At 32.8% G+C, this 26916-nt stretch carries 23 protein-coding genes; 16 read left to right on the top strand and 7 right to left on the bottom strand.

What is annotated here, in order from left to right; all coding sequences use genetic code 11:
* The first annotated feature begins 37 nt into the window (after window positions 1–37).
* Window positions 38–1045: a UDP-N-acetylmuramate dehydrogenase gene (gene murB, locus N4A45_13165; protein MCT4666169.1), complete on the top strand. Its 1008-nt coding sequence runs from the start codon at window positions 38–40 to the stop codon at window positions 1043–1045.
* A gap of 161 nt (window positions 1046–1206) precedes the next feature.
* Window positions 1207–4335, top strand: a complete 3129-nt coding sequence (locus tag N4A45_13160; protein MCT4666168.1) for a carboxypeptidase-like regulatory domain-containing protein — start codon at window positions 1207–1209, stop codon at window positions 4333–4335.
* Window positions 4336–4437: 102 nt separating this feature from the next.
* Here the strand turns inward: N4A45_13160 and N4A45_13155 are convergent, their stop codons facing one another.
* The 6 genes from N4A45_13155 to N4A45_13130 all read right to left on the bottom strand — a co-directional run bounded on the left by N4A45_13155 (window position 4438) and on the right by N4A45_13130 (window position 9085).
* Window positions 4438–4989: a hypothetical protein gene (locus N4A45_13155; GenBank protein ID MCT4666167.1), complete on the bottom strand. Its 552-nt coding sequence runs from the start codon at window positions 4987–4989 to the stop codon at window positions 4438–4440.
* 220 nt (window positions 4990–5209) lie between these two features.
* The gene (locus N4A45_13150) at window positions 5210–6064 is read right to left on the bottom strand and encodes an endonuclease/exonuclease/phosphatase family protein (protein MCT4666166.1); all 855 of its coding nucleotides are present in this window, start codon (window positions 6062–6064) and stop codon (window positions 5210–5212) included.
* Window positions 6061–7065: a DUF4377 domain-containing protein gene (locus tag N4A45_13145; GenBank protein ID MCT4666165.1), complete on the bottom strand. Its 1005-nt coding sequence runs from the start codon at window positions 7063–7065 to the stop codon at window positions 6061–6063. The genes N4A45_13150 and N4A45_13145 overlap by 4 nt, the downstream gene beginning before the upstream one ends.
* A gap of 46 nt (window positions 7066–7111) precedes the next feature.
* On the bottom strand, window positions 7112–7834 hold the full coding sequence (locus tag N4A45_13140; protein ID MCT4666164.1) for an acyloxyacyl hydrolase: 723 nt from the start codon (window positions 7832–7834) through the stop codon (window positions 7112–7114).
* Window positions 7835–7837: 3 nt separating this feature from the next.
* Window positions 7838–8437: a hypothetical protein gene (locus N4A45_13135; GenBank protein ID MCT4666163.1), complete on the bottom strand. Its 600-nt coding sequence runs from the start codon at window positions 8435–8437 to the stop codon at window positions 7838–7840.
* Between the two features lie 84 nt (window positions 8438–8521).
* Window positions 8522–9085 carry a Crp/Fnr family transcriptional regulator gene (locus N4A45_13130; protein ID MCT4666162.1) on the bottom strand — a complete coding sequence of 188 codons (564 nt, stop codon included), beginning with the start codon at window positions 9083–9085 and terminating at the stop codon, window positions 8522–8524.
* Window positions 9086–9302: 217 nt separating this feature from the next.
* Here N4A45_13130 and N4A45_13125 point away from each other — a divergent pair, with 217 nt between their 5' ends.
* Window positions 9303–11369 carry a M13 family metallopeptidase gene (locus N4A45_13125; GenBank protein MCT4666161.1) on the top strand — a complete coding sequence of 689 codons (2067 nt, stop codon included), beginning with the start codon at window positions 9303–9305 and terminating at the stop codon, window positions 11367–11369.
* Window positions 11370–11477: 108 nt separating this feature from the next.
* On the opposite strand, the gene N4A45_13120 is transcribed toward N4A45_13125, so the two are convergent.
* On the bottom strand, window positions 11478–14438 hold the full coding sequence (locus tag N4A45_13120) for an insulinase family protein (protein ID MCT4666160.1): 2961 nt from the start codon (window positions 14436–14438) through the stop codon (window positions 11478–11480).
* A gap of 584 nt (window positions 14439–15022) precedes the next feature.
* On the opposite strand from N4A45_13120, the gene N4A45_13115 reads away from it, so the two are divergent.
* From N4A45_13115 to N4A45_13055, 13 genes are all read left to right on the top strand, one after another.
* Window positions 15023–15403: a hypothetical protein gene (locus N4A45_13115; protein MCT4666159.1), complete on the top strand. Its 381-nt coding sequence runs from the start codon at window positions 15023–15025 to the stop codon at window positions 15401–15403.
* Between the two features lie 89 nt (window positions 15404–15492).
* Window positions 15493–16467, top strand: a complete 975-nt coding sequence (trpS, locus tag N4A45_13110; GenBank protein MCT4666158.1) for a tryptophan--tRNA ligase — start codon at window positions 15493–15495, stop codon at window positions 16465–16467.
* 12 nt (window positions 16468–16479) lie between these two features.
* Complete coding sequence (elbB, locus tag N4A45_13105; protein ID MCT4666157.1) at window positions 16480–17151, top strand: isoprenoid biosynthesis glyoxalase ElbB; 672 nt, start codon at window positions 16480–16482, stop codon at window positions 17149–17151.
* A 1-nt stretch (window position 17152) separates the two neighbouring features.
* Window positions 17153–17578, top strand: a complete 426-nt coding sequence (locus tag N4A45_13100; GenBank protein ID MCT4666156.1) for a dCMP deaminase family protein — start codon at window positions 17153–17155, stop codon at window positions 17576–17578.
* Complete coding sequence (locus N4A45_13095; protein MCT4666155.1) at window positions 17579–19171, top strand: S41 family peptidase; 1593 nt, start codon at window positions 17579–17581, stop codon at window positions 19169–19171.
* 3 nt (window positions 19172–19174) lie between these two features.
* Window positions 19175–19885, top strand: a complete 711-nt coding sequence (locus tag N4A45_13090; protein ID MCT4666154.1) for a 3'-5' exonuclease — start codon at window positions 19175–19177, stop codon at window positions 19883–19885.
* 343 nt (window positions 19886–20228) lie between these two features.
* On the top strand, window positions 20229–20657 hold the full coding sequence (locus N4A45_13085) for a phage tail protein (GenBank protein ID MCT4666153.1): 429 nt from the start codon (window positions 20229–20231) through the stop codon (window positions 20655–20657).
* Between the two features lie 108 nt (window positions 20658–20765).
* A complete protein-coding gene (gene dnaX, locus N4A45_13080; protein ID MCT4666152.1) occupies window positions 20766–21881 on the top strand; it encodes a DNA polymerase III subunit gamma/tau in 1116 nt (371 codons plus the stop codon).
* A gap of 317 nt (window positions 21882–22198) precedes the next feature.
* A complete protein-coding gene (locus N4A45_13075) occupies window positions 22199–22555 on the top strand; it encodes a hypothetical protein (protein ID MCT4666151.1) in 357 nt (118 codons plus the stop codon).
* 6 nt (window positions 22556–22561) lie between these two features.
* On the top strand, window positions 22562–23830 hold the full coding sequence (gene bioA / locus N4A45_13070; protein MCT4666150.1) for an adenosylmethionine--8-amino-7-oxononanoate transaminase: 1269 nt from the start codon (window positions 22562–22564) through the stop codon (window positions 23828–23830).
* Window positions 23817–24821 (top strand): hypothetical protein, encoded by a 1005-nt coding sequence (locus N4A45_13065; protein MCT4666149.1) that lies wholly within the window; start codon window positions 23817–23819, stop codon window positions 24819–24821. Before bioA ends, N4A45_13065 begins: the two co-directional genes overlap by 14 nt.
* Window positions 24818–25906: a hypothetical protein gene (locus N4A45_13060; GenBank protein MCT4666148.1), complete on the top strand. Its 1089-nt coding sequence runs from the start codon at window positions 24818–24820 to the stop codon at window positions 25904–25906. The genes N4A45_13065 and N4A45_13060 overlap by 4 nt, the downstream gene beginning before the upstream one ends.
* Window positions 25907–26911: an iron ABC transporter permease gene (locus N4A45_13055; GenBank protein MCT4666147.1), complete on the top strand. Its 1005-nt coding sequence runs from the start codon at window positions 25907–25909 to the stop codon at window positions 26909–26911.
* Window positions 26912–26916 lie beyond the last annotated feature (5 nt).

The raw sequence follows: 26916 nt of genomic DNA, 5'->3' as shown, positions 1-26916 counted from the left end.
ATTCCTTATTTTTGTTGCAATATAAACAAAATCTTTTATGCAAATCTATCATAATATTTCGCTAAAAAACTATCATACTTTTGGAATAGAGCAAAAGGCAAAAACGCTCATTGAGATTGAACATGAAGATGAAATTCCTCAAATTTCAGAAATGATTGAAGGAAAGGAATATTTGGTGATCGGGCAAGGGAGTAATCTTCTTTTTACCAAAGATTTTGAGGGAATCATTATTCATCAGAAACAAGAAGGAGTACAGATAGAAAGGCAAGATGATAAAAATGTTTGGATCACCGTTGAGGCAGGAAAAAACTGGCATGAATTTGTAAAATGGAGCCTTGATCATCAGTGTTTTGGGTTAGAAAATATGGCTTTAATTCCTGGAACGGTAGGTGCTTCACCTGTTCAAAATGTAGGAGCTTATGGAAAAGAGGCAAAAGATTTTGTGGTTTCTGTACGAGCTTTTAATTTAGTTTCAAACAAATGGGAAGATTTTACTCATTCAGATTGTGAGTTTGAATATCGAAATTCATTCTTTAAGAAAAATTTAGGCAAATATTTGGTTTCTAAAGTTAGATTCAAATTACATAAAGAACCCGTTATAGACGCATCTTATGGTGCTATTCAAAATGTGTTAAATAAAAATGGAATCCAGAATCCTCAGCCAATAGATATTTTTAATGCCGTTGTGGAAATACGAAATTCAAAATTACCGAACCCACAAGAAATTGGAAATGCAGGTAGTTTTTTTAAGAATCCTGTAATTACGAAACAACATTGGGAGAAAATCCTAAAAAAATATCCAGATGCAAAGCATTATCCGCTTGAAAATGGAATGATTAAAATTCCCGCAGGATGGATGCTTGATCGTTTAGGGTGGAAAGGAAAAAAGTTTGATGATTTTGGAGTTTATGATAAACAAGCCTTGGTTCTTGTGAATTATGGTTCCGCAAGGGGAGAAGAGATTCAAGAATTGGCAAAAAAGATTATTAGAAATGTAAAAGAAGAATTTGAGATTGATCTAGAGCCTGAGGTACAAATGTTTTGATATAGATATTAGAAATACATACCTTTTTTTTATCATGCCTTATGTGTTTTAAAAAAATGTAGCAAAATCAATATTTTATTAATTTAAAATTGATGAAAATAAATTGTAATGTTTTGCAAAGAATGAATACTAAACCCTCAATTATAAAATCATAATTGGGAATGCAAAAAAACATTATAATTCTCTTGTTATTTATCGGGAATTTTCTAAATGCACAGGTAACAAGTGGAAAATTAGAAGGATATATTAAGTCTGGAGTAAGCAAGGAAGCACTGCCAGGAGTTAATATTTTATTATTCGACACAGAAACGGGAAAGAAATATGGAACCAGTTCTCGCTCTGATGGCTATTATTCTTTTAATCATGTAGCAACTTCTAAAAATTATCAGCTAGAAATAAGTTTTATTGGTTATCAAACCGAAAAAAGGCAAAATATCGCGATACTTTTGGGACAAACTACCAAATTGAATTTCCTTTTGAACGAGGAAAATAATGCTCTTGAAGAAATCGTATTGAGCGATGAGTCTGAAAAAGCGACGAACAATCAGGCCGATTTTTTGATTAATCAGGAAAAAAAAGATAAAATCCCGACGATAAATAGAGGAATTCAAGATTTAACCAACACGATGAGCTCTGCAAATCTTAATTCTTTTGCAGGGGCGAGTAATAGATTCAACAATCTCAATATAGATGGGATGGTTAATAATGATGTAATTGGTTTTCAAGAACCCGCTAGCGGAGCTTCTGGAAGTACTGCCACAGGTTCTCCTGGTGCTTTGGCTCAAACACAACCCATTGGTTTTGGCGCAATCAAAGAATTATCGGTTAAACTGAGCCCTTTTGATGTTTCAGTGGGGAATTTTACAGGAGCAAATATCAATTTAATTACCAAAAATGGAACGAATCGTTGGTCTGGAAATGCTTATTTGTTTGGACATAATCAAAATCTATTAGGAAATTATTCCAATGGAGTTATGCAGGAAAAAGGAGATTTTTACGACGCTCAATATGGTTTGAGTTTTGGTGGACCTATCAAAAAAGATAAAGCATTTGTGTTTTTTAATGTAGAGCAAACGAAACGCAAGGAAAACGTGATGAATGCGCCTGGTTCTTCTGGAAGTAGGATAAGCTTAGCTTCAGTTAAAAAAATTGCAAATCATCTAAAAGATCAATATAACTACGATCCTGGTACATTCGAAAATGCCGACCTAAAGCGTGAAAGCACGAAAGTTTTTGGTCGTTTAGATTATAATATTTCACCAAAGCATACCTTAGTATTTAGAAATAATTTGATTTTTAGTGAATCTGACCAATTGGAGTGGAATGCGAATTTTTTCAATTTTGGGAATCAGGGATTTCAGCATCAGAGTGTTGCCAATTCATCAATAGTAGAACTGAGCAGCTTTTTTGACGAAAATACGCATAATAAATTCTCTATTGGGTATAATTATGTGAACGAGGATAGAGATTATCAAGGGCGTGTATTTCCTCATATTCAGATAGATGAAGGTGCAGCAAATACAATATTTGCAGGTTCCTATCGAGAAGCATCTGTTTTTGGAAATACCCAAAACACTTGGCAATTGCAAGAGAAGATTGAGTTTTCTAAAGACAAACACACTTTTTCTGGTGGTTTTGGAGGAGAGTTTAGTAAAATTGAATACCGATTTTTGTCGGCTTGGAATGGAAGATGGGAATACGGATCAGTAAATGATTTTTTAAACGATCGCCCATCGAGAATTAGAGGGGTTTATAATAGTTTGAATAATGATTATGAACACAATAGAATGAAGCCGTCGGCTGCTTTTGGTATTCTTATGTGGAATGCGTTTTTACAAGATGAATATCGTTACCATGATCGCTTGAAATTTCAATTTGGATTAAGAATGGATGGTGTCTTGCTGGATGAAAAACTACCCGTAAGCCAAGAGATAAAGAATACTCCAGAATTTGCTCATTTTGAAAACACTCTTTCTACAAAACCAAGAATTAATCCACGTTTTTCTTTTGAATATCAATCTAAGAATGAACGTCCTATAACACTTAGTGGGGGAACAGGTTTTTACTCGGGTAGAATTCCAAATTTGTGGTTTGCTTATGCTGAATATATTTCGGGAACAGAATACTTTAATGTAGATATAAGACCTCAAAACTCCATAAAACTTACCGAAGATTTATCAGATTTAGCGAATCAGCAATCGGGACTCACTGAAATAAATTTGATCAATAATGATTTCAAACTACCCAGAGAGTGGAAAAGCCAATTGGGTATTCAGGTTCCATTAGCAGAAAATTGGAGATTCAGTTTCGAAGGAATGTATCATAAAGTGATAGATGGTATTTATTTTCAATCAATTAATAGAAAAAATGTTCAAAAAAACTACGATGGAGCTGATAATAGAGCATATTTTTCTTTACCAAAAGAGGAACAAAAGATCAATAAGAATTTCACTAATGTATTTTTGCTAAAAAATACGAATAAAGGTTATCGTTATCAATTGAGCGCAAATATCCAAACGAAGATAAAAAATTATGAAGCAAGTTTGGGCTATACTTATGGAGTGAGTAAGGATCTTTCGAGCACTGTGCGAAATTCCCATGCAGCAAACTTTGAATGGAATCAAACGATCCAAGGGAATGAGCCTCAATTATCTTATTCAAATTTTGATTTAAGGCATAAATTTGTTTCTTTCCATACCTATTCTATTCCTTTTAAGAAGGGTAATTTGAACCTAGGGTTGTTTTATACTTTGAGGTCTGGAAGTCCTTATTCGTTTATCTATTCTGGTGATGTGAATAAAGATGGATCTTCAAAAAATGATTTAATTTACATTCCGCAAAATTCTACAGAAATTCAATTTCAAGAATATACAAATGAACAGGGAGCTTTAATTACTAAAGAACAGCAATGGAAAGATCTTGACGAGTATATTAACTCTATAGATTATTTAACAGAAAATAGAGGAACTTACGCTAAGCGAAATGGTGCAAGAACCCCTTGGAATCAGGAAATTAATCTCTCTTTGTCTTATGATTTCTCTGTATGGAAAACAAAACGATTAAAATTATCCGCAGATATCTTTAATGTAGCAAATCTGCTCAATAAAAATTGGGGGAAACTCGTTTATGTACCTAACGTAGTAAACTCTAGTTATCGTTTACTGGATTTTAAAGGAATTGAAGATAATAAGCCTGTTTACCAGTTCAAAAAGCCAAACGGAAAACCTTGGATCATTGATAATTTTAATTCTAGATGGCGAGTTCAACTTGGTGTTTCTCTGGAATTTTAAAAGAGCCAAGGGAAGTGGATATAAAAATTTTTAAACAAAGAAAGGGCAGAAAATTCTCTGCCCTTTCTTTGTTTAAAAGTAAATGATCGATTGGTATAGAAATTAGAATCTGTCACTTCTTGGTCTATGATATGTGTCATAATCATAATCTCTATGACGGTAGTCATTTCTATAACTTTGATCATGTAGATCTATGTAGTTATTAACTAATCTCATTACTCTTTGTTTGTCATAACGATGACAGATATCCAGTCTTCTCATTTGTCTTAGGATACTTTTCTGTCTATTTATTTGCGTTCTTAATCTTTGAATTTTTCTTCTTATCCTTTGCTTTTTTCTGTAGCTATGATGAAAATTAAGATAATCCAATTTGTCTTTGAGTCGTTGGACTTTTCTTCTATCTCGCCTCAAATCTGCTTTCATCGTTCTCATGATGTCCACCTTTACTCTTTCTGCTGCTCTTATTCTGTTTCTTCGGAGCATTTGTCTGAGTTCGCGTTTTAGGAATCTTAAATCTTGTATATTATCATTGGTGTGTTTTCCAATAATTTTTTTTGACTTGAGATTGTCTTTTTTCGCAGGTGTGTTCGCTTTTGTCATTAATGGTGCTGCTACCATTATCATTCCCAGGGTAAGTAATCTAAGTGTTTTCATAATTACAAGTATTTAAGTTAAACATAAACGTCTTGTTTACCTTATTGAGAATACTGTGCCAAAAAATCAAAGAGTAATTTTAAAAATAACAGGTAAGGTAATATTATTAAATAAATAAACCCTTTTGTTTATAAATAAACAAGATTGTGATAATCTTGTTTGTTTTTTTATAGTATTTAGGTAGTGAAATGTTAAAAATCTCAATGCTTTTTTTAAGATACTAGAGACTTTTATATTTGAATCTAGCTAGAATGGGGTAGTGATCTGAGATATATGGAACGCCATATTTCTTATTAATTGTTTGGTATTGGAGGGATTTTGCATTTAGAAAAAAAATGAAATCTATATTCCTTGAAAGAATTCCTCCCCATTTACCAAATCCATTAAACGAGGCGTGTCCATCAGTTCTTTCAGAGTTTTTGTGGGCAACATTATAGTTGTTCGTTAAGGCTTTCATTCTCTTATTGCCAAACAACATATTAAAATCACCCGTGATAAAAACTGGAGCATGATCTTTTACAATGTTTTTTATTTTTTTATGTAAGAGTTTACTGGAGTTTAATTGAGATATTTTTCCGATATGGTCAAAGTGTGTATTAAACACATAGATGTTTTGCTTGTTTTTTTGATCTTTTAGTTTAACCCAGCTTACAATTCTTGTGTTATTTGCATCCCAACCTTTTGAGGGAACTTCAGGAGTTTCACTAAGCCAAAACGTTTCACTTTTCAGTAAAATAAATCGTTCTTTTTTAAAGAAAATACTTTTGTATTCTCCATAAGGTCCATTTTCATTTATTTCTCCCACAACATTATAGTTTGGGAATTTCGATTTTAAGAAACCTACCTGATGCTCTAAGCCTTCTTGGATACCTAAGATATCAGGTTTGATTTCATCAAGCATTTTTACGCATGCATTTTTTCTATTTGTCCATTGATGAGTCCCATCTTCAGAGTTGTCATATCTTAGATTAAAGGACATGATAGAAAGCTCAGAGTTTTGTGGTGCGTTCAAAACATTATTTTTATGACAACCTAGTAAAAAAGTGCTCAAAGCGAAAAATATTATAGCTCTCATTGTATCGAAACGTTTATTGTGTTTGATGCTGGTAAGCCAGCATAAGTTTCTTCAAATTGTATTGTGTAAGTTCCTGATTCTAATAGTTGATATCCATCAGCTAAATTTACGCTGCCTTGAAAAGATTGATTTTCTACTAGTGTTTTATAATCTGATTTTTTAGGAGGCATTCGTTTCACCATTATTCCCGAGTAAGGTATACGTTTTCCATCTTTGAGAATCAAAAGGCTACTTCCTGTAAAATTACCTTCTAGTGGGGTTCCCCAAGGTAGAAAAGTATAAGCTTCTTTTCCAGTATTGGTAATTTCCATTGTAAGTTTGATGTTTTCTCCTTGGAGATAATTCTCTTTATCAGTTTTAATGGAGGTTTTTATTGGGTTGATATATTCTGTATCTTTTACTCTTTCAATAACGGTAATTAATTCTTGTTCTGTAGCAGAACGATCCACAAGTAATTCAGAGTCTTTAAGGAGTTTTTGTGTAATTTTCACTTTATAGTAATACCCTTCAATAAATTGAAAATATTTGATAGGATCACAGAGTACTTTCCATTCACCATTTTGATTTAGGATGTCGTTTTCTTGGTATTGGAGACAAGTAATGGAGCTTCCAAACTGATCGTTACTCTTTGTTTTTCTTGAATGTATCCACCAAGTTTTTTCTTGATTTTTAGTAGTCATATTTCCCTCAATCATTTTTATATTTTTGGTAACTAGTTGCAAAGGTTCTGTATTCTTGAGATAGGATGTCACCAAAGCAGATATTTTGTCACCCTTTTTCAATTCAATATAATTTCCATTTGCGGGACTTATGATGGTGGTGAATTTCTCGCCCTTTTCGTTCTTTAGCGTTAATGTTTGACCATCCATTTCATTTTGAATATTAAGAACCCAAAATGTCATTTTTTTATCCGTTTCTACAGTTCGAGCTTTATTAGATTTACAAGACATGATTCCAAAAAGTAATAAGCAGAATACGGTGGAGTAGATAATTGTTTTCATATTGTTTTTTGTTCAGATTAACCAAGAAGCGTACCTAATATTTTTCTTACAATTTCCAAGCATATGTAAAGTTCAGACCGTTTCCATTGTAGCTAGGGTTTACTTCCCACCAATCATTGTTTGAGTAATGAAACTGCCCGTAACTTAATCGGAATTTACTCCCTTTTTTGTTAGTATATTCTATTCCTATATGGCTAGAATGAGAAAATGTAAAATGCGTACCTGTATGTGGGAATTTTTCAAATCCCTGAAAAAAACCTGTTCCGTATTCTAAAAAAGGACTCCATTTTTTCGAGCCTAAAATATGCCATCTAAAATAGGGTTGAAGACCTATTCCCATTCCGAATTTATTTTTTGATTCCAAATTCTTTCTTTCATCAAACCATTGTTGCAGACTAAATTCTAAAGCCACAGCAAACCAAGGGGCTATTCGTCTTTCAACACCAATATGTTGTCTCAAAACAGTTTTGTATTCACCTACAGTTAAACTGGTTCTGAATTGATAATAATCTTCAGTAGATTTTGGTTTTACCACATATTTGGCAATAATATAGGAAAGTGCTGCGGCACTTGCAACCCGTATAAATATCTTTTCATTTGTTAAGGTGATAGGTCCTCCATGATGCAAACCTGGAATTTCTGGCCATTCTGTAGAAGGTTCAAAGATAGAACTGTTTGGAGAAGATTGTTGTCCACATGTGTCTTGAGTATTAAGTGTGAACAGAAGCAATATGAACATTGCTTGGTAAATGTATGATCTAAATTCCATAACTTATTTTTTTTCTGAGCTATTTCTGCTATTTCTTCCTACATAAAACCCTAGAGAAAATGTGAAATAGCTATTGGTGAATTTCTGTTGATTTGAAGTGCTAATAGAAATTTTTGAACTGGGTACTAAATTTCCACCCGCAGTAATTCGAATTTTGTCTATTTCTATTCCTGCTTTTAGCATTAAACCAACTTTTGAACTAAGTTCAATGGGTGACCATGTAGGGCTAATGTCAGAAGAGATGTCTGCAAGTTGATAATAACCTATTCCTCCAGAAAGAAAGGGGGCTATTTTCTTATTACTTGGCAGATAATAATCCATGACAAGAAGGTATGCTAAATTCAGTCTTGATTGTCCTTTAGTTTTTGATTTTACAGAAGATTCAATTTTTCTGGCGATCGCAGCACCTTCTAAACGAAATCCTATGTTTATTCTGGGAGATAAAAAGTATCTTAAATCTGATCCCACTACCACATCGGTACTAGAAGAAGCTTGAACTACGCCAAAATCAACACCAAGTCTAAAAGATTCAGATATTTGAGCAGAAAGCTGTTTGAGGCCTAGAAAAAGAAATAAACAGCAAATAATTTTTTTTTGATCCATTTTTCAAAATCGCTTTATAGATTTTTGTGCAAAGGAACAGAAAGCTTTTCTTTAAAAACTTGACCAAAAGTCAAGAAAATCATACTATTTTATTTTTTTACGAATTCTGCTGAGTGTTTCAGGAAGAATTCCAAAGTAATTAGCAATTTTTTTCAATGGAATATTTTTAACAATATGTGGATTTGTTTTTAATAAGTCCAAATACATTTCTTCTTTAGTTTTTGTAAGTAAATCCCGTTCTCTTAGGTATTTATTGAGATAATAATTTTCAACTTCTTGACGCCCTATTTGATTCACTAATAGAACGCTTTCGCAAAGTTTTTTATATTCCACGTATGGTATTACTTGAAACTCACAGTCTGTGAGTGCTGTACCTTGTATTTCAGATGGGCTTTGAGTGAGTAATGAAGCAAATGCACAGAAGAAGTTGCCTTCGAAAATAAAGCTTAATGTTTTTTCAATTTCTCCAAAACTGATAGTTGTTTCAACGATTCCTGAATTCAGAAAATAGATATTTTTTCCTATTCTATGATATGGGTAAATGATGGTGCCCTTTTTTACTTTTTTTGAAACGAGTTCAAAGGAATAATCATCATCCTTAAAAGATTTATTGTAGTTTTCCCTAATATAATCACTCAGTAAAATCATTTTACAAAAATACTAAAAAACAAATGCTTTGATATTTAGGAGAGATAACTGTTTTAATGGATTTTTATTATGCAATAGGAGAATGTTATGAGATTCGAAAATCAAATTTGTCATTTCTTTTGAAATTTATGGGTATTAAAATCAAAAGAGATATCGGAGTGAGTTTGAAAGAAAATAAGTAAATTCCACATCGTAATCAAACCAAAACACTATTAAAATGAAATTAACAAAGCCTTCTTTAGCTTTTCTTTTAGTGGCAGGACTTTATTCTTGTGGAAACAACACCACTTCAGAAAAAAAGACTACTAATATTGAAAAGAAAAAAGTAGAAGTAAAAGCATTTGATACAAGCATGATGAGAAAGGATATTGCTCCTTGTTCTGATTTTTATCAATATGCTGTAGGAACCTGGTTAAAGGATAACCCAATTCCTTCAACCGAGAGTAGATGGGGGAGTTTTGAGTTTTTGTCTGAAGAGAATAAAAAACAGATTAAAACCATAATGGAAGAACTGCTAGAGGCTAAAAATCTACAAGCAGGAGAGAAGCAACAAGTAAGAGATTTGTATTTGTCTTCCTTAGATTCTGCTACCAGAGAACAAATTGGGATTAAACCATTGGAAAATTTGTTGGCAGAGATCAATAGTATTTCCTCTAAACAAGAATTACAAGACTATATAACAAGCTCCGTAAAATCTGGTGTTGGTGGTTCTCCTTTTGGATTTTATATTACCATAAATTCAAAAAAATCTGATGAACATGCTGTTTATTTTTCTCAAAGTGGGTTGAACCTTCCAGATCGTGATTATTATCTTTCTGATCAAGAAAGTATGGTGAAAATCAGAAAGGAATATCAAGCTTTTATGAAGAGATTGTTACAACTGGCTAATTATTCTGAAAAGGAGGCTGGTTCAATTGCTCAATCAGCTTATGAAATTGAAGCTAAATTGGCAAAAATATCCATGGATCGAGTTTCAAGAAGAAACCCAGATTTGACTTATAATCTTTGGACATCTCAACAGTTAGAGACAGCTGGGAAGAATTTTAGCTATACAAATTTCTTAAATAATTTAGGACTCAAAGCTGTATCAGAAGTAGTGGTAAGTCAGCCTGAGTTTATTAAGTCTTTCGACAAATTTTTTAAAGAGATTGCTTTAGAAGATTGGAAAAACTATTTTATTTGGGATCGAGTAAATATGGCATCTTCATCTTTAACTGAAGCTTTAGAAAAAGAGCGTTTTGCTTTTTATTCAACAACTTTACGAGGAACTAAAGAAATGCAACCAAGATGGAAGCGAGCACAAGGTGTGGTAAACGGATATCTAGGAGAAGCTTTAGGGAAAATTTATGTTGAAAAACATTTTAGTGAGGAATCAAAAAAACGAGTAGGAGCTTTAATAGAAAATCTACGTTCTGCCTTTAGAGTAAGAATTAATGACCTAAAGTGGATGTCTCAGGAGACAAAATTACAAGCACTGAAAAAACTGAATTCTTTTACTTATAAAATAGGATATCCAGACAACTGGGAAGATTATTCATCAGTAAAGATTGAGGCGAATAATTTATTTCAGAATTTATTGAACTTAAAGAAATTCGGATTTGAAAAAATGCTTGAGGACTATGGGCAACCTGTTGATAAGACTAAATGGCTAATGAACCCTCAAACCATAAATGCATATTATTATCCTGTGTATAATGAAGTAGTATTTCCTGCAGCTATTCTCCAACCTCCATTTTATAATGCAAATGCTGATGATGCAATTAACTATGGAGCTATTGGTGCCGTAATTGGGCATGAATTTACTCATGGTTTTGATGACCAAGGTTGTAAATATAACCACATAGGAAATCTAAATAATTGGTGGACAGAAAAGGATAAAAGCCAATTTGATGAAAGAGCAACAGTACTCTCAAATCAGTTTGATTCTTATGAAGTGTTAGAAGGTCTTCATATCAACGGAAAGTTGACACTTGGAGAGAATATTGCCGATTTGGGTGGTTTAACCTTGGCGTATCATGCATTGGAAAAATCTCTTGAAGGTAAAGAGAAACCAGCAGATATCGATGGTTTTACTTATAAACAAAGAATATTTTTAGGGTGGGCAAATGTTTGGAAAAACAATATCACCGAAGAAAATCTGAGAAATAGAATCCAAAATGATACACATTCTCCAGGGGAGTTTAGAGTAAACGGAACGGTTAGTAATATGCCAGAATTCCAAGAAGCTTTTGGATGTAAAGAAGGGGATGAAATGATCCAAGAAGAACCTGCCAAAATTTGGTAAACATTTTTGATGTTTATTATTAATTGGTATAAAAAAAACCTCAAATCAATAAAGATTTGAGGTTTTTTTATGGTTGTCAAAAGAGAAGTAACCTTTTGATTTGGATAATTAGTTATAATTAAACAAATGATCAACATTTAGTTCAGTTACTTTTCCTAGTTTAGAAATTGCTTTCATGTCTAGGTCTTTTTTATTTCCAAGAAGCATTACATTATAAGATTCTCCTTTGATATTGTTGTCAAAAAATACTTTTAAATCATCAATACTCATATTCTTGATGGTCTCATACATATCTTTTCTAATATCGTGTTTAAGTCCTCTTTTTTTGAGTCCTTCATAATTCCAGAAAATATTTGTCTTAGTAATTCTTTCGGCAGCAATTTTCTTTAAGGCTGAGTTTTTGGCAGCATCAAATTGTTCTTGAGCCATTGGCATATCATTCATCAATTCCATCATTGCATTTACAGCTTGCTCTAGCTTATTCGCTTGAGTCCCGATATATGCATGAACATAATTAGGTTCTTCTTTTTCACGAGCAGAAGAATATCTTGCATAAGCAGAATAAGCCAATGATTTAGATTCTCTAATCTCTTGGAAGATTATAGACGAAAGTCCAGAACCAAAGTAAGTGTTGAATAAATAAGCTTTTGCCATATTATTCACATCAAAAGGTTTGCTTTTTGCTAAAAACATCATTTCAGCTTGTACCATATCGTAATCTACAAAGTACACCTGATTTCCTGTTTCTTGTTTTTCATATTTTTTAGCAGGAGTATAATCTTTTAGATCACTAGGTATTTTATGATATTGAGCAATCGCATTTTTTACATTGTTGATGTCTTTTCCATAATAGAAAACACGATGTTTGTAAATCTTTAGCTCTTTGATAATGTCTATCAGCTCTTGAGGTTTAATAGATCCTAGTTCTTCTATTGAATAAATATCTCTTAAAGGAGAGCTTTTTCCATACATTGCGTAAGAATACAGTCCATTTCTTAAGATTGCCCCTTTACTAGACTTTGTGTTTTCTCTAGATTTTGCGGTTGCAGCAATCATTTTATTATAAGCTGTTTGGTCTGCTTTTGCATTTGTCCAAAGGTTTTCCATAAGCTCAACACCTTTCGCAATATTATCTTTTAAACCTGTAAGTCCCATAATTACACGGTCTTCACTAGCGTAAATATAAGGGCTCATACCAATCTTGTAGAATTCTTTTTTCAAATCTTCTGAAGACAATTTATCCGTTCCTAAATAGTCCATATAATTGGCAGCTAAAGAAAGTTTTTTATTGTTTTCTTTTCCAAAATCGAAGATGAAATACAAATCGCAAAGATCATTGAGTTTGTTTTCTATATGAGTAATCTCTAGTCCATCCTTTTTGAAAGTTTTCAATTCTTTTTCAAAATCGATGAATTTAGGCTGAATACTTCCAGATTCCATTTTATTGAAATTCCCTAGGAAATTAGATTTTTTATCTCTATTAAGTTTTACAGGGGTAATTCCTGGGTTCTTAACTTTTGCTACTGTTTTATCTTCACCTTTTCTTTTATAAGTAACTACATAGTTGTTTCCATAAAATTTATTAGCAAAAGCAACCAATTCTTCCTTAGTGATTTTTTTCAAATCATCAATAAATTTTACTTTATCTGCCCAGTTTTCACGGTGAATAAAAGCATTGTAATATGCCGAAGCTCTTGGAGTTGATTTCTCGTATTGTCTTGTTTCAGATAATTTTAGATCGTTGATTACAGCACCCATCATCCAATCCTCAAATTCTCCTTTTTTAAGTTTTTCTATTTGAGCCATCAACAGTTCTTTTACTTCGTCAAGACTTTGTCCTTGTTTAGGAGAACCTCTAAAAGAATGATATCCATAATCATTTAAGAAAGTAGGGGAGCATCCAGCATTTAAAACGGCTTGTTGTTGATTCAGGTTTAGATCAATCAAACCAGCTTGTCCATTTGCAAGGATCATATCAGCCATTGTTAGTAATTTTTCGTCAGCAGAACCGATTCCCTCAGAACGAAAGGCAATTGTAATGTTTTCTGCAGTAGGACCGTAAACCTCTTTTATGATTGGTTCTGTAATTGGATCTTCTTTTGGAAGAACAGGATGCTCCACTTTTTTAGACTTCAAAGCTCCAAAAGTTGCATCGATTTCTTTAATTGTTTCATCAAAATTGAAATCACCAACTAAAACCATTGCCATATTGTTTGGCACATAATATTTGTTAAAATAATTATGAATAGCCACCATTGATGGGTTTTTTAGATGCTCACTAGTACCTATAGTTGTTTGTTGACCATAAGGGTGTTTTGGGAAAAGACCTTCAAGCATGGCAGCATAACTCTTTCTCCAGTCGTTATCTTGTCCACGGTTAAATTCTTCATAAACAGCCTCTAATTCTGTATGGAACAGACGGAGAACCAATTCACTAAATCTTTCTTTTTCAAGATGAAGCCATTTTTTAAGTTCATTTGCAGGTATTTTATTCTTATAAATAGTTTCTTCAAACCAAGTATGAGCATTAGTTCCAGTAGCTCCTAATGAACTCACCATTTTATCATATTCATTCGCAACAGAATGGTGCGATGCTTTTAAAGAAATTTTATCAATCTCTTTGTAAATTTTTTCTTTTTCTTTTGGATCAGAAGTTGCTTTATGCTTTTCATATAGATCAGAAATTTGCTTTAAAAGCACTTTTTCCTCTTCCCAGTTTACTGTTCCAATATTTGAGGTTCCTTTAAAAACCATGTGTTCTAAGTAGTGTGCAAGACCCGTAGATTCTTTTGGATCGTAGTTTGATCCTGCTCTTACCGCAATATAGGTTTGTATTTTAGGTTCATCAAAATTTTGACTCAAATATACCTTAAATCCATTTTTAAGGGTATAGAGTCTCAATCCTGTAGGATCATTTGCGTAGGTTTCATAAGAAAAGCCTGATTGGTCTTTGTGTTCCATTACAGGAGTTTCCTTTTTAGCTTGGCTTGTATTGTTGTCTCCAGAGTCATTACATGCAACTAAAGAGGCAACCAATATAGCACTTGCTAGGACTTTCATTGATTTCATATAGTGGTTTATTAGTTTTTAATAAAGTAGTAAAGATAATCTATAATGAGAAAAATGAAAACAATTATCAAAAACAGCTTGTTAAAAAAGGTTTTGAGAAGAATGATTCCTAAAAGTACACTTAGGTCATTTTATTAATTGTATATGCATTCTTTCTTCTACTTGTCGTTACTTTAAGTGGATTACTCGACTGAAAACGTGTATATATCGATTATAGAGTGGACGAAAAAGTAGATAAATATCCCCTTTTTGTACATTTTTTTTAGCAGGTTGATATACCTAATTTTAGCTAGGAGTATTGTGGACGATTCTGTACCTAGTTTCAGTAATACCTAACACTGACAAAGGGAAAGAAGTATTTTTGTTCATGAGAGATTACTCTAGATATTTGTGAAAAATGATCCTGAATGTTGTGAATATTTTTTATAAATTTAAAAGAAAAGTTTTAAAATAAAATTAATCTCAATTTTTCTCAAGAGTAATGTTCATTAGTGATTTTTGGCAAAATTATTGTTGTTATTAATTTATTGTTTTATGTAACGCATAAACAAAACAAAATTGATAATTAAAATTAAAAGAAAGCGATGAAAAAGGGAAGATTTAGTTTAGGGATACTATTGATAGTTGGAGCAGTTGTTTTTATTGGTTTTAAGTCTTTTCTCAGTTTTATATTTGACTGTAAGGACTGTAATAAGTTCGTTATTGACCATGTCGAACTAAGAACAGGTTTAGATATTCCTACAACCATAAACCAAGATTGTGTGTTAATGGAAAACAAAAAGATTCATAAATTCCAGTTTGATACAAAAGAAATAGATGTACATAATTATTTAACAGTAAATAACTTTTACCAAGAAGGTGATAACTGGATAAAAACAGGAAATAATAAAAAGAACACTTGGTATGCAGAGTATTCTTTGCCCACAAATGAATTGAAAGTAGAAATTAGATACCTCGATAATTAATCAAAAATCCGTCATTACCAAAATAGTCACTATCTTTCTTTACGCTCCGTGTAAAGTTGCTTATATTAGCAATAAAATACCGGAAGAATATGTCAAGAGTCCTTACTGGAGTTCAAAGTAGTGGAATTCCCCATCTAGGAAATATTTTGGGGGCGATTATCCCCGCAATCGAATTATCAAAAAAATCTGAAAACCAAAGTTTATTCTTTATTGCTAATCTACATTCGCTGACTTCTAAAAAAGATAGCGAACAAGTGATGGAAGATACCTATGCCACTGCCGCAGCTTGGCTTGCTTTTGGTTTCGATACTCAAAAAAATATCCTTTATAGACAGTCTGATATCCCCGAAGTTACAGAACTTATGTGGTATTTGAACTGTTTTACACCCTTTCCCATGTTGGCAAATGCACATTCGTTTAAAGACAAATCTGCAAATCTTTCTGATGTAAATGCAGGACTTTTTACTTATCCTGTTCTTATGGCAGCGGATATATTATTGTATGATGCAGAAATTGTTCCCGTAGGGAAAGATCAAAAACAACATCTTGAAATGACCAGAGATATGGCTGGAGCTTTTAACCGTCAGTATGGAGAAACTTTTGTGATTCCTGAGTCTAAAATAGATGAAAGCGTGATGACTGTTCCAGGAATTGACGGAAGGAAAATGAGTAAATCTTATGGGAATTTTATCAATATATTCCAAGGAAATAAGCCGCTCAAAAAGCAAATAATGAAAATTGTTACAGACGATACTCCTTTAGAAGATCCAAAGGACCCAGATGCTTGTAATGTATTCTCGATTTATAAGCTTTTGGCAAATGAAGAACAAATAGCACAGATGAGAGCCAACTACCAAGGAGGTAATTATGGTTATGGACATGCAAAAAAAGAACTCTTTGAATTAGTTTGTGAGAAATTTGCGGAACCAAGAGCTAAGTTTAATGAGCTGATGGCAGACAAAAAAGTGATTGATCAAGAGCTCAAAAAAGGTGCAGAGAAAGCACGTGAAATTTCTTCGGAAGTATTAAAAAGAGTTAGAGAAAAACTACATTTTAATTATTAAAATATTTTAAAAATGAAATTAGCCGTTTTATTATCAGGATCTGGTGTTTATGATGGATCTGAAATTCAAGAAGCTATTTTTACCCTTTTAGCATTAGAGCAAGAAGGAATGATTTATCAATGTTTTGCACCCGATAAAAAGCAATACCATGTAGTGAATCACCTTACAGGTGAAGAAATGAACGAAACAAGAAACTGTCTGGTTGAGTCTGCAAGAATTGCTAGAGGAAATATAAAAGATTTTGCAGACTATCAAGAAAATGATTTTGATGGTTTAGTGATTGTTGGAGGTTTCGGAGCTGCTAAGAATATTAATGAATGGGCTTTGCAAGGAAAAGATGGAGCAATGGATCAAATGGTTCAAACGAAGATTCTTCAAACTTTAGATAAAAAGAAGCAAATTTTAGCCATGTGTATGGGACCCACAGTTGTTGCCAAAGCTTTGGAAGGATCAAAATATCATCCAGAGTTGAGTGTTGGGCATGCTCAAGAAGCATCTCCCTATGAAATAGAAGCCATCCATGAGGGAATGAGATCTATTGGAGCCCGAACAACTAATAAAACAAAGACAGAAATAGCGATTGATAAAGAACTCAACATCATTTCGGTTCCTGCATATATGATGGAGGCAAATATGGTGGAGGTTTATCAAAATATTCTTCAAGGAGTAAAAGCCCTAAAATAAGATGGAAAAGCAAACCAAATACGATATTGCCTATATGAAAATGGCACTAGAATGGGCAAAATTATCCTACTGTAAAAGAAAACAAGTGGGTGCTCTAATCGTAAAGGATAAAATGATTATTTCCGATGGTTATAACGGAACACCTTCAGGTTTTGAAAATTGCTGTGAAGATGAAGAAAATACAACACATTGGTATGTTCTTCATGCAGAAGCAAATGCTTTGACAAAGGTGGCAAAGTCCACCCAAAGCTCAGAAGGTTCAACATTATATATTACACTTTCCCCTTGTAAAGACTGTAGTAAACTAATCTTACAAGCAGGAATAAAAAGAGTAGTATATCTTCATGAATATAGCGATGTTTCAGGTGTAGATTTATTAAGAAAATCGGATATCGACATCATAAAACTGGATACAGGACATTTTTAAATGAACAGAAACAAAAGAACATATTATCCAATCTATTTTGCATTGGTGCTCTTTTTTGGGCTTTTTATAGGGTCAAAATTAGGCGGTCATACAGAAAATGGATCGAGTCTATTTTCTTCTTCAAATGGTAAACTCAATAAACTAGTAAGAACTATTGAAAAAGACTATGTAGATGATGTAAATGTAGATAGTATCGTAGAAATGAGTATGGCAGAAATTATGGATAAATTAGATCCGCACTCCAACTATATTTCTGCTGATAAAATGGTTTCTGTGAAAGAAAATATGAAAGGAAATTTCGATGGAATAGGAATAGAATTTCAAATGCATGAAGATACTTTAATCGTTTTAAGAGCAATAGACGGCGGTCCAAGTGCACAGGCTGGGCTAGAGGCTGGAGATAGAATAACTTATGTAGATAGTTTTAATATCGCAGGAAAAGATTTATTGACTTCCGAAATTACCTCTAAAATTAAAGGGGCTTCTGGAAGTAAAGTAAACGTTTCGGTAAAAAGAAAAACAGATTCTCTTTCTTTTGAAATTACAAGAGGTACAATTCCGCTAAAAAGCGTGGAGGTTGCCTATCAAATGGATGAAAACACTTATTATGTGAAAATAAACCGTTTTGCAGGGAGTACCATTGAAGAAGTGGGGCATGTAATGAGGAAAATTAAAGAAAGCAGAACCCCTAATATCATTGTTGATTTACGATCAAATCCGGGAGGTTACCTTCATGCAGCAGTAGATTTGTCTGAGTACTTTCTTTCAAAAGGTGATTTAATCGTTTATACCCAAGGACGAAACCGACCAGAAGAAAAATATTTTTCGGATCGAAATGGTTTTTTTAGAAATGCCAAGCTTTGTGTTTTGATTAATGAAAACTCTGCTTCTGCTAGTGAAATTGTTGCTGGAGCTATACAAGATAATGATCGAGGAACTATCATAGGTAGAAGATCTTTCGGTAAAGGACTTGTTCAAGAACAATTTATTTATAAAGATGGTTCTGCAAGTAGAATGACTACCGCTCGATACTACACACCCTCTGGAAGAAGTATTCAGAGAGATTATTCAAAAGGTAAAAAAGATTATTACCAAGATTTCTATAAAAGACTAGAAAGTGGCGAACTTTTAAATGAAGACTCTATTCCGAAAATAGATTCATTGGTGTTTAAAACAAAAGCTGGTCGAACTGTTTATGGTGGTGGTGGAATTTATCCTGACTTCTTTATTCCTCAAGATAGCAACCAATTTTCTCATTATTTTGAACTCATTTATGCACACAATATCGTAAACGAAGCAGTTTTTAACTATTGGGATAGGCATCTGGATGAATTAAAAGTAACCAATATTGAAAAATATCAAGAAAACTTTGAGATTCCCAGTAAACTGATAAAATGGATCGAAAACAAAGCTAAAAAAATGCGTGTAGTACCCAAGGATTTTAGCTTTAATGAGAAGGATATAAAATTCTTAAAGAAAAATATCAAACTCAATTTAGCCAATAAATTATGGTCTTCAAAAGGTTTTCAAAGAATAAGGAATACTGATGATCCAATGATTTTGAAGGCACAAGAAGTCTTCGAAAAAAAGTAAAATATGAAACATATTAATATCCAAAAACTCCTTTATATTGATATAGAAACTGTAAGTGAATATTCACGTTTTGATGAACTTGATACAGAATATCAAGAGCTTTTTGAGAAAAAAACTTCTTATCAAAGAAAAGATAATTTCACAGCCGAAGAATTCTATGATCGAGCAGGTATTTGGGCGGAGTTTGGTAAAATAGTATGTATTTCAATAGCTTACCTTTCAAAAAAAGGTGGTAAAAGAGTTTTGAAACTCAAATCCTTTTTTGGGCATGATGAAAAAAATATCCTTCAAGAATTTTCTGAGGTCATTTCGGCTTTTCCTTTTTATTCATTTTGTGGACATAATATCAAAGAGTTTGATTTACCTTATCTCTGTAGACGGTATCTAATCAATGGTCTAGAATTACCCAATTCTTTACAGATTGCCGGTAAAAAGCCTTGGGAAATCACCCATGTAGATACTATGGAACTATGGAAATTTGGCGATTTTAAGCATTTTACCTCACTAAAACTCCTTGCCAAAATTTTTGGAATCCCAAGCCCAAAGGATGATATTGATGGCTCAGAAGTAGGGCGAGTCTATTGGGAAGAAAATGATCCTAAAAGAATTGCTATTTATTGTGAAAAAGATGTCCTTACTACTGCTCAACTCATGCTTAAATGGCAAGGGGAAGCCTTGCTTGAACCTCATGAGGTTTTGTTTTCATTACAATAAAGAACCTTGAGCTACACAATTAGTACTTCAATAATTAACATATTAAGAAGCCAAATATTCTGAAATATCAAGGATTTCATTGAAAAATTGAAAAATCCTTTTCAAGTCTCTAAAAAATAATATCTTTAGCAATATATCGGTAAATTAAAACAGTCTTATCGTTTTATACCAGTTACGGTGTTAATTTACTCACTGTTTAAGCTCCCTTTGAAGAGCTTGTCCCGATTTTTCGGGAAGGGAAAGGTGATGTTTACCAAATAAACGCACCCGAAAAAGAAGCTAAAATGTACAAGTAAATTAACACCATAAACAGTATTATTAGCAATAGAAAACAAAAAAAAAGATGAGTTACCCATTATGCAAGTTCCATTTCCAAATAGACTGGGGTGGATCTCGATTATCTGCTACAGAAGTAGTGGGACTTACAAAAGAAATAGATGTGGTGGAATATAGAGATGGAGCCATGCCTACTACAACAAAATCACTTATGCCAGGTCTTACAAAGCCCAATAGAATCACGCTTAAAAGGGGTGTGATAAAAGGCGACAATGAATACTACAATTGGCTTTCAACCGTAAAATTTGATAAAGTGGAGAAAAGAGACTTATTTATCAAACTCTTGGATGAAAATCATGAAATGGTCATGATGTGGTTACTGAAAAATGCTTTTCCTGTAAAATTATCATGGTCAGATTTAAAAGCAGTATCAAATGAACCTGTTATGGAATATCTTGAAGTGGTGTATGAAGAAATGGTTGTGAGAAACGAGTAAAATTTGCCCAATATATTTTTTAAAAAAGAAAAATCATTCAGGAAATAAAGGCTAAAAAACCATTTTCGATAATCATTTACTATCTTTGAAACACCAAACAAAACTTGGATGAAAGACTATATTGTAGCAGCAAGAAAATACCGTCCCCATTCGTTTGACACCGTAGTTGGTCAAAGCAGTATTAAGGAAACACTCAAAAGTGCCATATTGAATAATCATTTGGGGCAAGCTTTTCTTTTCTGTGGTCCACGTGGGGTAGGAAAAACGTCTAGTGCACGTATTCTTGCAAAAACGATCAATTGTTTGGAAAAAGATGACCGAGCAGAACCTTGCGAAAAATGTGAATCTTGTACCGCGTTTAATGAGCAACATTCTTTCAATATTCATGAACTTGATGCCGCTTCAAATAACTCTGTAGATGATATTCGTTCATTAGTGGATCAAGTGAGAATTCCACCCCAAGTAGGGAATAAGTCTGTGTACATTATTGATGAGGTTCACATGCTTTCTCAGTCAGCTTTTAATGCTTTCTTAAAAACCTTGGAGGAACCTCCAAAACACGCTATTTTTATTTTAGCCACAACAGAAAAACATAAAATTTTACCCACGATTCTTTCTCGTTGTCAGGTGTTTGATTTCAATAGAATTGAGATAAAAGATATCCAAAAACAATTACATTTTATTGCAGACCAAGAAGGTGTTAAGTTAGAATCTGAAGCCAGTTTGCTGATTGCAAAAAAAGCCGATGGAGCGATGCGTGACGCCTTGTCTATTTTTGATAAAATGGCAAGTTTTACCCAAGATATTAGTTATCAAATTACGGCAGAGCATCTCAATGTTTTAGACTACGATTATTATTTCCAGATTGTGGAGGATATTTTAGATAGTAATATCCCGAAAGTATTACTCACATTTAATGAAATTCTTCATAAAGGTTTTGATCCTCATATTTTTATAACAGGCTTAGCAGAACATCTTAGAGATCTTTTGGTTTGTAAAGATGAAGCTACTGTAAAGCTTTTGGAAGTAGGAGAAAAAGCCCAAAAACAATACTTAGAACAATCTAAAAAAGCGAATATTACTTTTATTATTCAAGGTTTAGACATCTGTAACCAATGCGATGTCCAATATCGTACCAGTAAAAATAAAAGAATGCTTGTTGAGTTGGCTTTAATGCAATTATCTTCTTTAGAAAGTATTAAAAAAAAAAGCCCTTTAGGATAATTCCTCATCCCGAAATTTTACAGAAATTTTCGGCTTATTTAGAGGAGATAAAAAGGGAAAGAACACCTAAGGAGAAACCCACAAATCTTGCTCAAAAAGACGCTCATAATCAAGAAAAGGTTCAAGAGCCTTCTTCTTCCTATCAATCTCCTAAAAAAGAGGAAATTCCTTTAGTTCAGAGATCAAAAAAATCTAAATCTTCTAAGTTAGATAAGCTTAAATCTAGAAAAAATAAACTCACTCTAAAAGGCTTTAGCCTAAAAGAGAATAAAGAAGAACAAGAAGATTTTCTCAGTGGAACAGAGAGAAATTCTATTATGCAAAGCCAAGTGGTGAAATACTGGCAAGAGTATGCAAAGGATCTTGAAAAAAATGGTAAAAAAGTAGCAGCCAAAATGCTGGAAGCTAATTTGCCAAGCTTAGTAGAAGAGGAAACTATTGAAATAGTTTTTTCCTCTCAAGCACAAGTCGATAGTTTTAGTCAAATCAGGGTAAATCTCACCAATTTTCTTCGCCAAAAATTGGGGAACTATTTTCTTATTGTAAAACATAAAATCGAGGAAATGGAGCTAAAAAAAGCGCACCTATCTGAGATAGAATTATGGAAAAAATTGAGAAATGAGAATACCAGTATTGAAAAACTCAACCAACTATTTAAACTAGAAATCAGATAGTATTTCATGACATTAAAAGAAAAGGATCAAAAATTTCTTTGGCATCCGCTTACTCAACATAAAATTCAAAAAGAAAATATTCCGATCATTAAGGCTCAAAATTGTACACTTTGGGATGAAAATGGGAATACATATATAGATGGAATAGCCTCGTGGTACACCGCTATGTACGGACATTGTAATGCCTATATTACAGCAAAAGTTGCACAGCAAATGTCTCAATTGGATCAAGTAGTTTTTGCTGGATTTACGCATAAACCTGCGGTAGAACTTGGGGAGAAGGTAATGAAAATTTTACCTAAAAATCAAAGTAAAATTTTCTTTTCGGATAATGGTTCTACTTCCGTAGATATTGCCCTAAAAATGGCAATACAATACCATTTTAACAAAGGAGAAGCACGTAAAAAAATCTTGTGTTTTCAAGAAGCATTTCACGGAGACACTTTTGGGGCAATGGCAGTTTCGGGTTTATCGGTTTATAACGGACCTTTTGCTGATTTTGTCATGGAAGTGGAAGATATTTCAGTTCCTAATGATAAACATTGGGAAGAAATTTTGGCAGATTTCAAAAAGAAAATGGAAAGCAAAGAATTTGCCTGCTTTATCTTTGAACCTCTAGTTCAGGGTGCGGCTGCAATGAAAATGTATCCTGCAAAATTTTTGGATGAAATGATTCATATTGCCCAAAAAAACGGAACCCTTTGTATTGCCGATGAGGTCATGACAGGTTTTGGAAAAACTGGAAAAAACTTTGCCACAGAATATCTAGAGAATCAGGCAGATATTATTTGTATGTCAAAAGCACTCACGGCAGGGCTGATGCCAATGGCTCTTACCAGTTGTTCCGAAGAAATTTATCAAGCTTTTTATTCAGACCAAATAGCAGATGGCTTTTTTCATGGTCATACTTACTCTGCAAATCCTTTGGCATGCACAGCGGCTATTGCTGGTATAGAACTTTTGGAATCCAAAGAAATTCAGCAAAATATCCAAAATATCCATCAAAACCATTTAGACTTTGCAATTTGTTTAAAACAAAATCCAAAGGTTAAAAACACAAGGGTTTTAGGAGTGATTCTCGCTTTTGAACTCAATGTGAGTTGGGAACGATATGGAAATCAGCGTGATAAAATGTTTCAATTTTTGATGAAACGAGGAGTTTATCTTCGTCCTTTGGGAAATACATTATACATTTTGCCACCCTATACCATTAGTGAAAAAGAATTAGAAATCATTTATAACAGTCTAAAAGAGTTAATTGATGAAATGGTTTAGTATAATTATCTGTTGTGTGTTTGTGCTGGTTTCTTGTGATAAAGAAATTGGTCCTCAATATGTTGATGGTTCTGGGCAGGTGCCTTTAGAAAATGGTTTTTGGTTAGTAAATGAAGGTAATTTTAATCAGGGAAATGCATCCTTGTCTTTCTATAATCTGCAAGAAAAAAAAATAGCAAACTATGTGTTTAAGGCACAAAATAATCGTCCTTTGGGAGATGTTTTTCAGTCTATGGCGCAAGTGGGAGATCAGTGGGTTCTGTCTATCAACAATGGAAACCAATTGATTGTTTGTGATCAGGATATGAATTTCCTCAAAACGATCAACGGTCTGGAAACGCCAAGGTATATTTTACCTATAGATGATAAAAATTGTCTGGTAACGAGCCTTAAAGGGAATATTATTTACAAAGTGAATATTCAATATGGTTCGATACAAAAGTTTTATGATGCCGATGCATGGACAGAAAAAATATACGCTATTGAAAATGAAATTTTTGTTGCACAAAAGCAAATTGGATTTCAAAATTCTCCAAATAACAAAATTTTAAAACTAAATAAGCAAGGAGCTTTAATAAGTGAATATTTGATGGAGAAAAATATCAAAGATTTTCTTGTAAAGAATAATGAACTTTATGTTTTAGTTAGCAATGATTCTCAAACTTTTTTAGAAAAAGTGAATGTTCAGAATAATAAAAAAGAATCCTTTGAACTTCAAGGAAATTATTCTTTCTTATCTTTTTCTGATAATAATTTGTATCTCGCAGGCGGAAAAACTGTGGGAAAATGGAATAAAAGTAATCAAAAGGTAGATTTTTTGTTTAATGTTAATAAAGTAACTTATGGATTTTTGGTAGAGAATGAACAAATTTATTTGTCTGATGCCAAAGATTATGTTAGAAAAGGTAATTTGTTGATATATAATCAAAAAGGACTTGTATTGGATTCATTAGAAACTGGATTAATTCCTTCGCAACTTTATAAGAAATGATTCGTATATTTTTAAATTTCTGTCTGGTTTTTTTATTAATTTCATGTAATCAGCCCAAAGAGACCAAAATTTATCAAAACCAAGAAAGTAACACTTTTGAAATAAATTGGGCAAAGAACTTTCAAATAATTGAAAAGGGTGATGAAGTTGTCTTGAAATTATTTTACCAGAAAAAACTTATTCAAGAATGGAGTTTTGGTCACGAAAACTCCAATAAGATGGTACTTCCATTACAAAAAATAGGTTCAGGTTCTTGTGAATATTCTATTGCTTTTGAAGTTTTGGGTCAATTGGAAAAATTGCAGTTAATTGATTTCTCTAAGTATCATTTTTCTAACGCAATAAGAAAAAAAGTTTCACAAGGTATAATCACAGAAGTGAGTGATGGTGTATCTATTATTCCCGAAAAGCTATTTGCAAAGAAGCCAGATATTTTTATTGCTTCGGGATTTAATTATAATAGTCCTCAGTATCAAAAATTGGAAAAATTAGGAATTAATATTCTCTATAACTTTTCATTTGATGAAACTCATCCTTTAGGACGTGCAGAGTGGATAAAGGTAATAGGATTGCTTACTGGTGAATGGGAAAAATCTGTAAACTACTTTAAGGCTGTAGAAAAAGCCTATCTTGATCAAAAAAAGAATTTCGAAAATCAGAAAATAACAGCAAAAAAGACTTTGATAAACGGGCCGTATTTAGGTTCTTGGCATATTCCTAACAAAGGCAGTTATATGGAGATTTTGATGAAAGATGCGGGATTCTTTTTTCCAAATAAGAAAGCAAATCAAACGGTTTCATCTTTCACTCTTGAAGAAATATTTATTCATTTTTCTGATGCACCTTTTTGGATCAATCCTGGAATGTTTACTAGCTTAGAAGCATTAAAAAACAGTGAGTCAAGAGTTGATAAATTGAAATCTTTCTCAAATAAAAAAGTATTTTCTTGCTTTGGAAGCGTAACGCAGAATGGAGGAAATGATTATTTTGAAATGGGTTATCTTCGTCCTGATAAGGTTTTGAAGGATTTACAAAATATCCGATTAGAAAAATTTGACACTCTATACTTTTTTAAGAAACTTTAAATGAAACACAGTTTTCGGTATTTTATTTTAATCTGTTTAGCTATTGTATTGGTACTTTTTGACCTAACAGTAGGTGCAGAATCTATTAAATTTTCTGAGATGATTGAAAGTTTATGGAATCCTCACGCAGATAACGAAATACACCGATCTATATTGTTGGAATTTAGATTACCCAGAGTATTTTCTGCAATTTTATCTGGGATAGGACTTTCAATTGGCGGTTTGCTCATGCAAACTTATTTTAGAAATCCATTAGCAGGGCCTTATGTTTTGGGAATAGGAGCAGGAGCAAGTTTCGGGGTAGCGATTTATACTTTGGGTTCATTTTTCTTTTCTTGGTTAATTATTTCAAGTTGGGGACTGGTTTCTTTTGCATTTATCGGTGCTTTTTCTGTGATGTTGCTTATCGGCTTATTTAGTTTAAGATTTAAAAATAATGTGTCAATTTTGATTATTGGTCTCATGTTTTCCTATCTTATTTCTGCATTAGTTACTTTTTTGCAAAGTATTGCACCTCCAGAATTGGTAAAACAGTTTGTTGTGTGGGGAATGGGATCTTTTACAGCAGTACACTCGGCACAAATCCCATATTTTTTAGCCCTAGTATTGGCAGGTTGGTTTTTAGCTTGGAACCTAAGGAATAGATTAGATGCATATTATTTATCTGATTTTGAAGTTCAAACATTAGGGGTTTCAATAAAATTGGTTAGAAATAGAAGTTTTTTGGCAGTTGCATTACTTGTGGCTGGCGTAACGGCCTTTTGCGGACCAATTGCCTTTTTAGGCATGGCAGTACCCCATATTACTCGTATGATTTTTAAGAATTCTAAGCACCATTATCTCATATTGCAATCCAGTGTAGTAGGGGTTATTTTGGCTATATTATTTGATATATTTTCTCAAAATCCATTTGGAAATCAGCCAATACCGCTGAACACCATTGCTTCAATTTTGGGAGCACCTATGGTAATATGGTTAATATGGAAAAGAAGAGCAATTAGCTAATTTTA

It is taken from the genome of Flavobacteriales bacterium, assembly GCA_025210805.1.
Classification (GTDB): Bacteria; Bacteroidota; Bacteroidia; order Flavobacteriales; family CAJXXR01; genus JAOAQX01.
This window is presented reverse-complemented; position numbering and strand designations above follow the sequence as displayed.

Bases quoted from the DNA above. Each gene is read 5' to 3' on its own strand.
- N4A45_13135 (MCT4666163.1), bottom strand. From the start codon at position 8,437: ATGGATCAAAAAAAAATTATTTGCTGTTTATTTCTTTTTCTAGGCCTC.
- N4A45_13125 (MCT4666161.1), top strand. From the start codon at position 9,303: ATGAAATTAACAAAGCCTTCTTTAGCTTTTCTTTTAGTGGCAGGACTT.
- N4A45_13155 (MCT4666167.1), bottom strand. From the start codon at position 4,989: ATGAAAACACTTAGATTACTTACCCTGGGAATGATAATGGTAGCAGCA.
- N4A45_13130 (MCT4666162.1), bottom strand. From the start codon at position 9,085: ATGATTTTACTGAGTGATTATATTAGGGAAAACTACAATAAATCTTTT.
- N4A45_13055 (MCT4666147.1), top strand. From the start codon at position 25,907: ATGAAACACAGTTTTCGGTATTTTATTTTAATCTGTTTAGCTATTGTA.
- N4A45_13060 (MCT4666148.1), top strand. From the start codon at position 24,818: ATGATTCGTATATTTTTAAATTTCTGTCTGGTTTTTTTATTAATTTCA.
- trpS (MCT4666158.1), top strand. From the start codon at position 15,493: ATGTCAAGAGTCCTTACTGGAGTTCAAAGTAGTGGAATTCCCCATCTA.
- N4A45_13120 (MCT4666160.1), bottom strand. From the start codon at position 14,438: ATGAAATCAATGAAAGTCCTAGCAAGTGCTATATTGGTTGCCTCTTTA.
- N4A45_13100 (MCT4666156.1), top strand. From the start codon at position 17,153: ATGGAAAAGCAAACCAAATACGATATTGCCTATATGAAAATGGCACTA.
- bioA (MCT4666150.1), top strand. From the start codon at position 22,562: ATGACATTAAAAGAAAAGGATCAAAAATTTCTTTGGCATCCGCTTACT.
- N4A45_13140 (MCT4666164.1), bottom strand. From the start codon at position 7,834: ATGGAATTTAGATCATACATTTACCAAGCAATGTTCATATTGCTTCTG.
- N4A45_13115 (MCT4666159.1), top strand. From the start codon at position 15,023: ATGAAAAAGGGAAGATTTAGTTTAGGGATACTATTGATAGTTGGAGCA.
- N4A45_13090 (MCT4666154.1), top strand. From the start codon at position 19,175: ATGAAACATATTAATATCCAAAAACTCCTTTATATTGATATAGAAACT.
- N4A45_13150 (MCT4666166.1), bottom strand. From the start codon at position 6,064: ATGAGAGCTATAATATTTTTCGCTTTGAGCACTTTTTTACTAGGTTGT.
- N4A45_13095 (MCT4666155.1), top strand. From the start codon at position 17,579: ATGAACAGAAACAAAAGAACATATTATCCAATCTATTTTGCATTGGTG.
- N4A45_13085 (MCT4666153.1), top strand. From the start codon at position 20,229: ATGAGTTACCCATTATGCAAGTTCCATTTCCAAATAGACTGGGGTGGA.
- N4A45_13065 (MCT4666149.1), top strand. From the start codon at position 23,817: ATGAAATGGTTTAGTATAATTATCTGTTGTGTGTTTGTGCTGGTTTCT.
- N4A45_13145 (MCT4666165.1), bottom strand. From the start codon at position 7,065: ATGAAAACAATTATCTACTCCACCGTATTCTGCTTATTACTTTTTGGA.
- dnaX (MCT4666152.1), top strand. From the start codon at position 20,766: ATGAAAGACTATATTGTAGCAGCAAGAAAATACCGTCCCCATTCGTTT.
- N4A45_13160 (MCT4666168.1), top strand. From the start codon at position 1,207: ATGCAAAAAAACATTATAATTCTCTTGTTATTTATCGGGAATTTTCTA.
- N4A45_13075 (MCT4666151.1), top strand. From the start codon at position 22,199: ATGCAAAGCCAAGTGGTGAAATACTGGCAAGAGTATGCAAAGGATCTT.
- murB (MCT4666169.1), top strand. From the start codon at position 38: ATGCAAATCTATCATAATATTTCGCTAAAAAACTATCATACTTTTGGA.
- elbB (MCT4666157.1), top strand. From the start codon at position 16,480: ATGAAATTAGCCGTTTTATTATCAGGATCTGGTGTTTATGATGGATCT.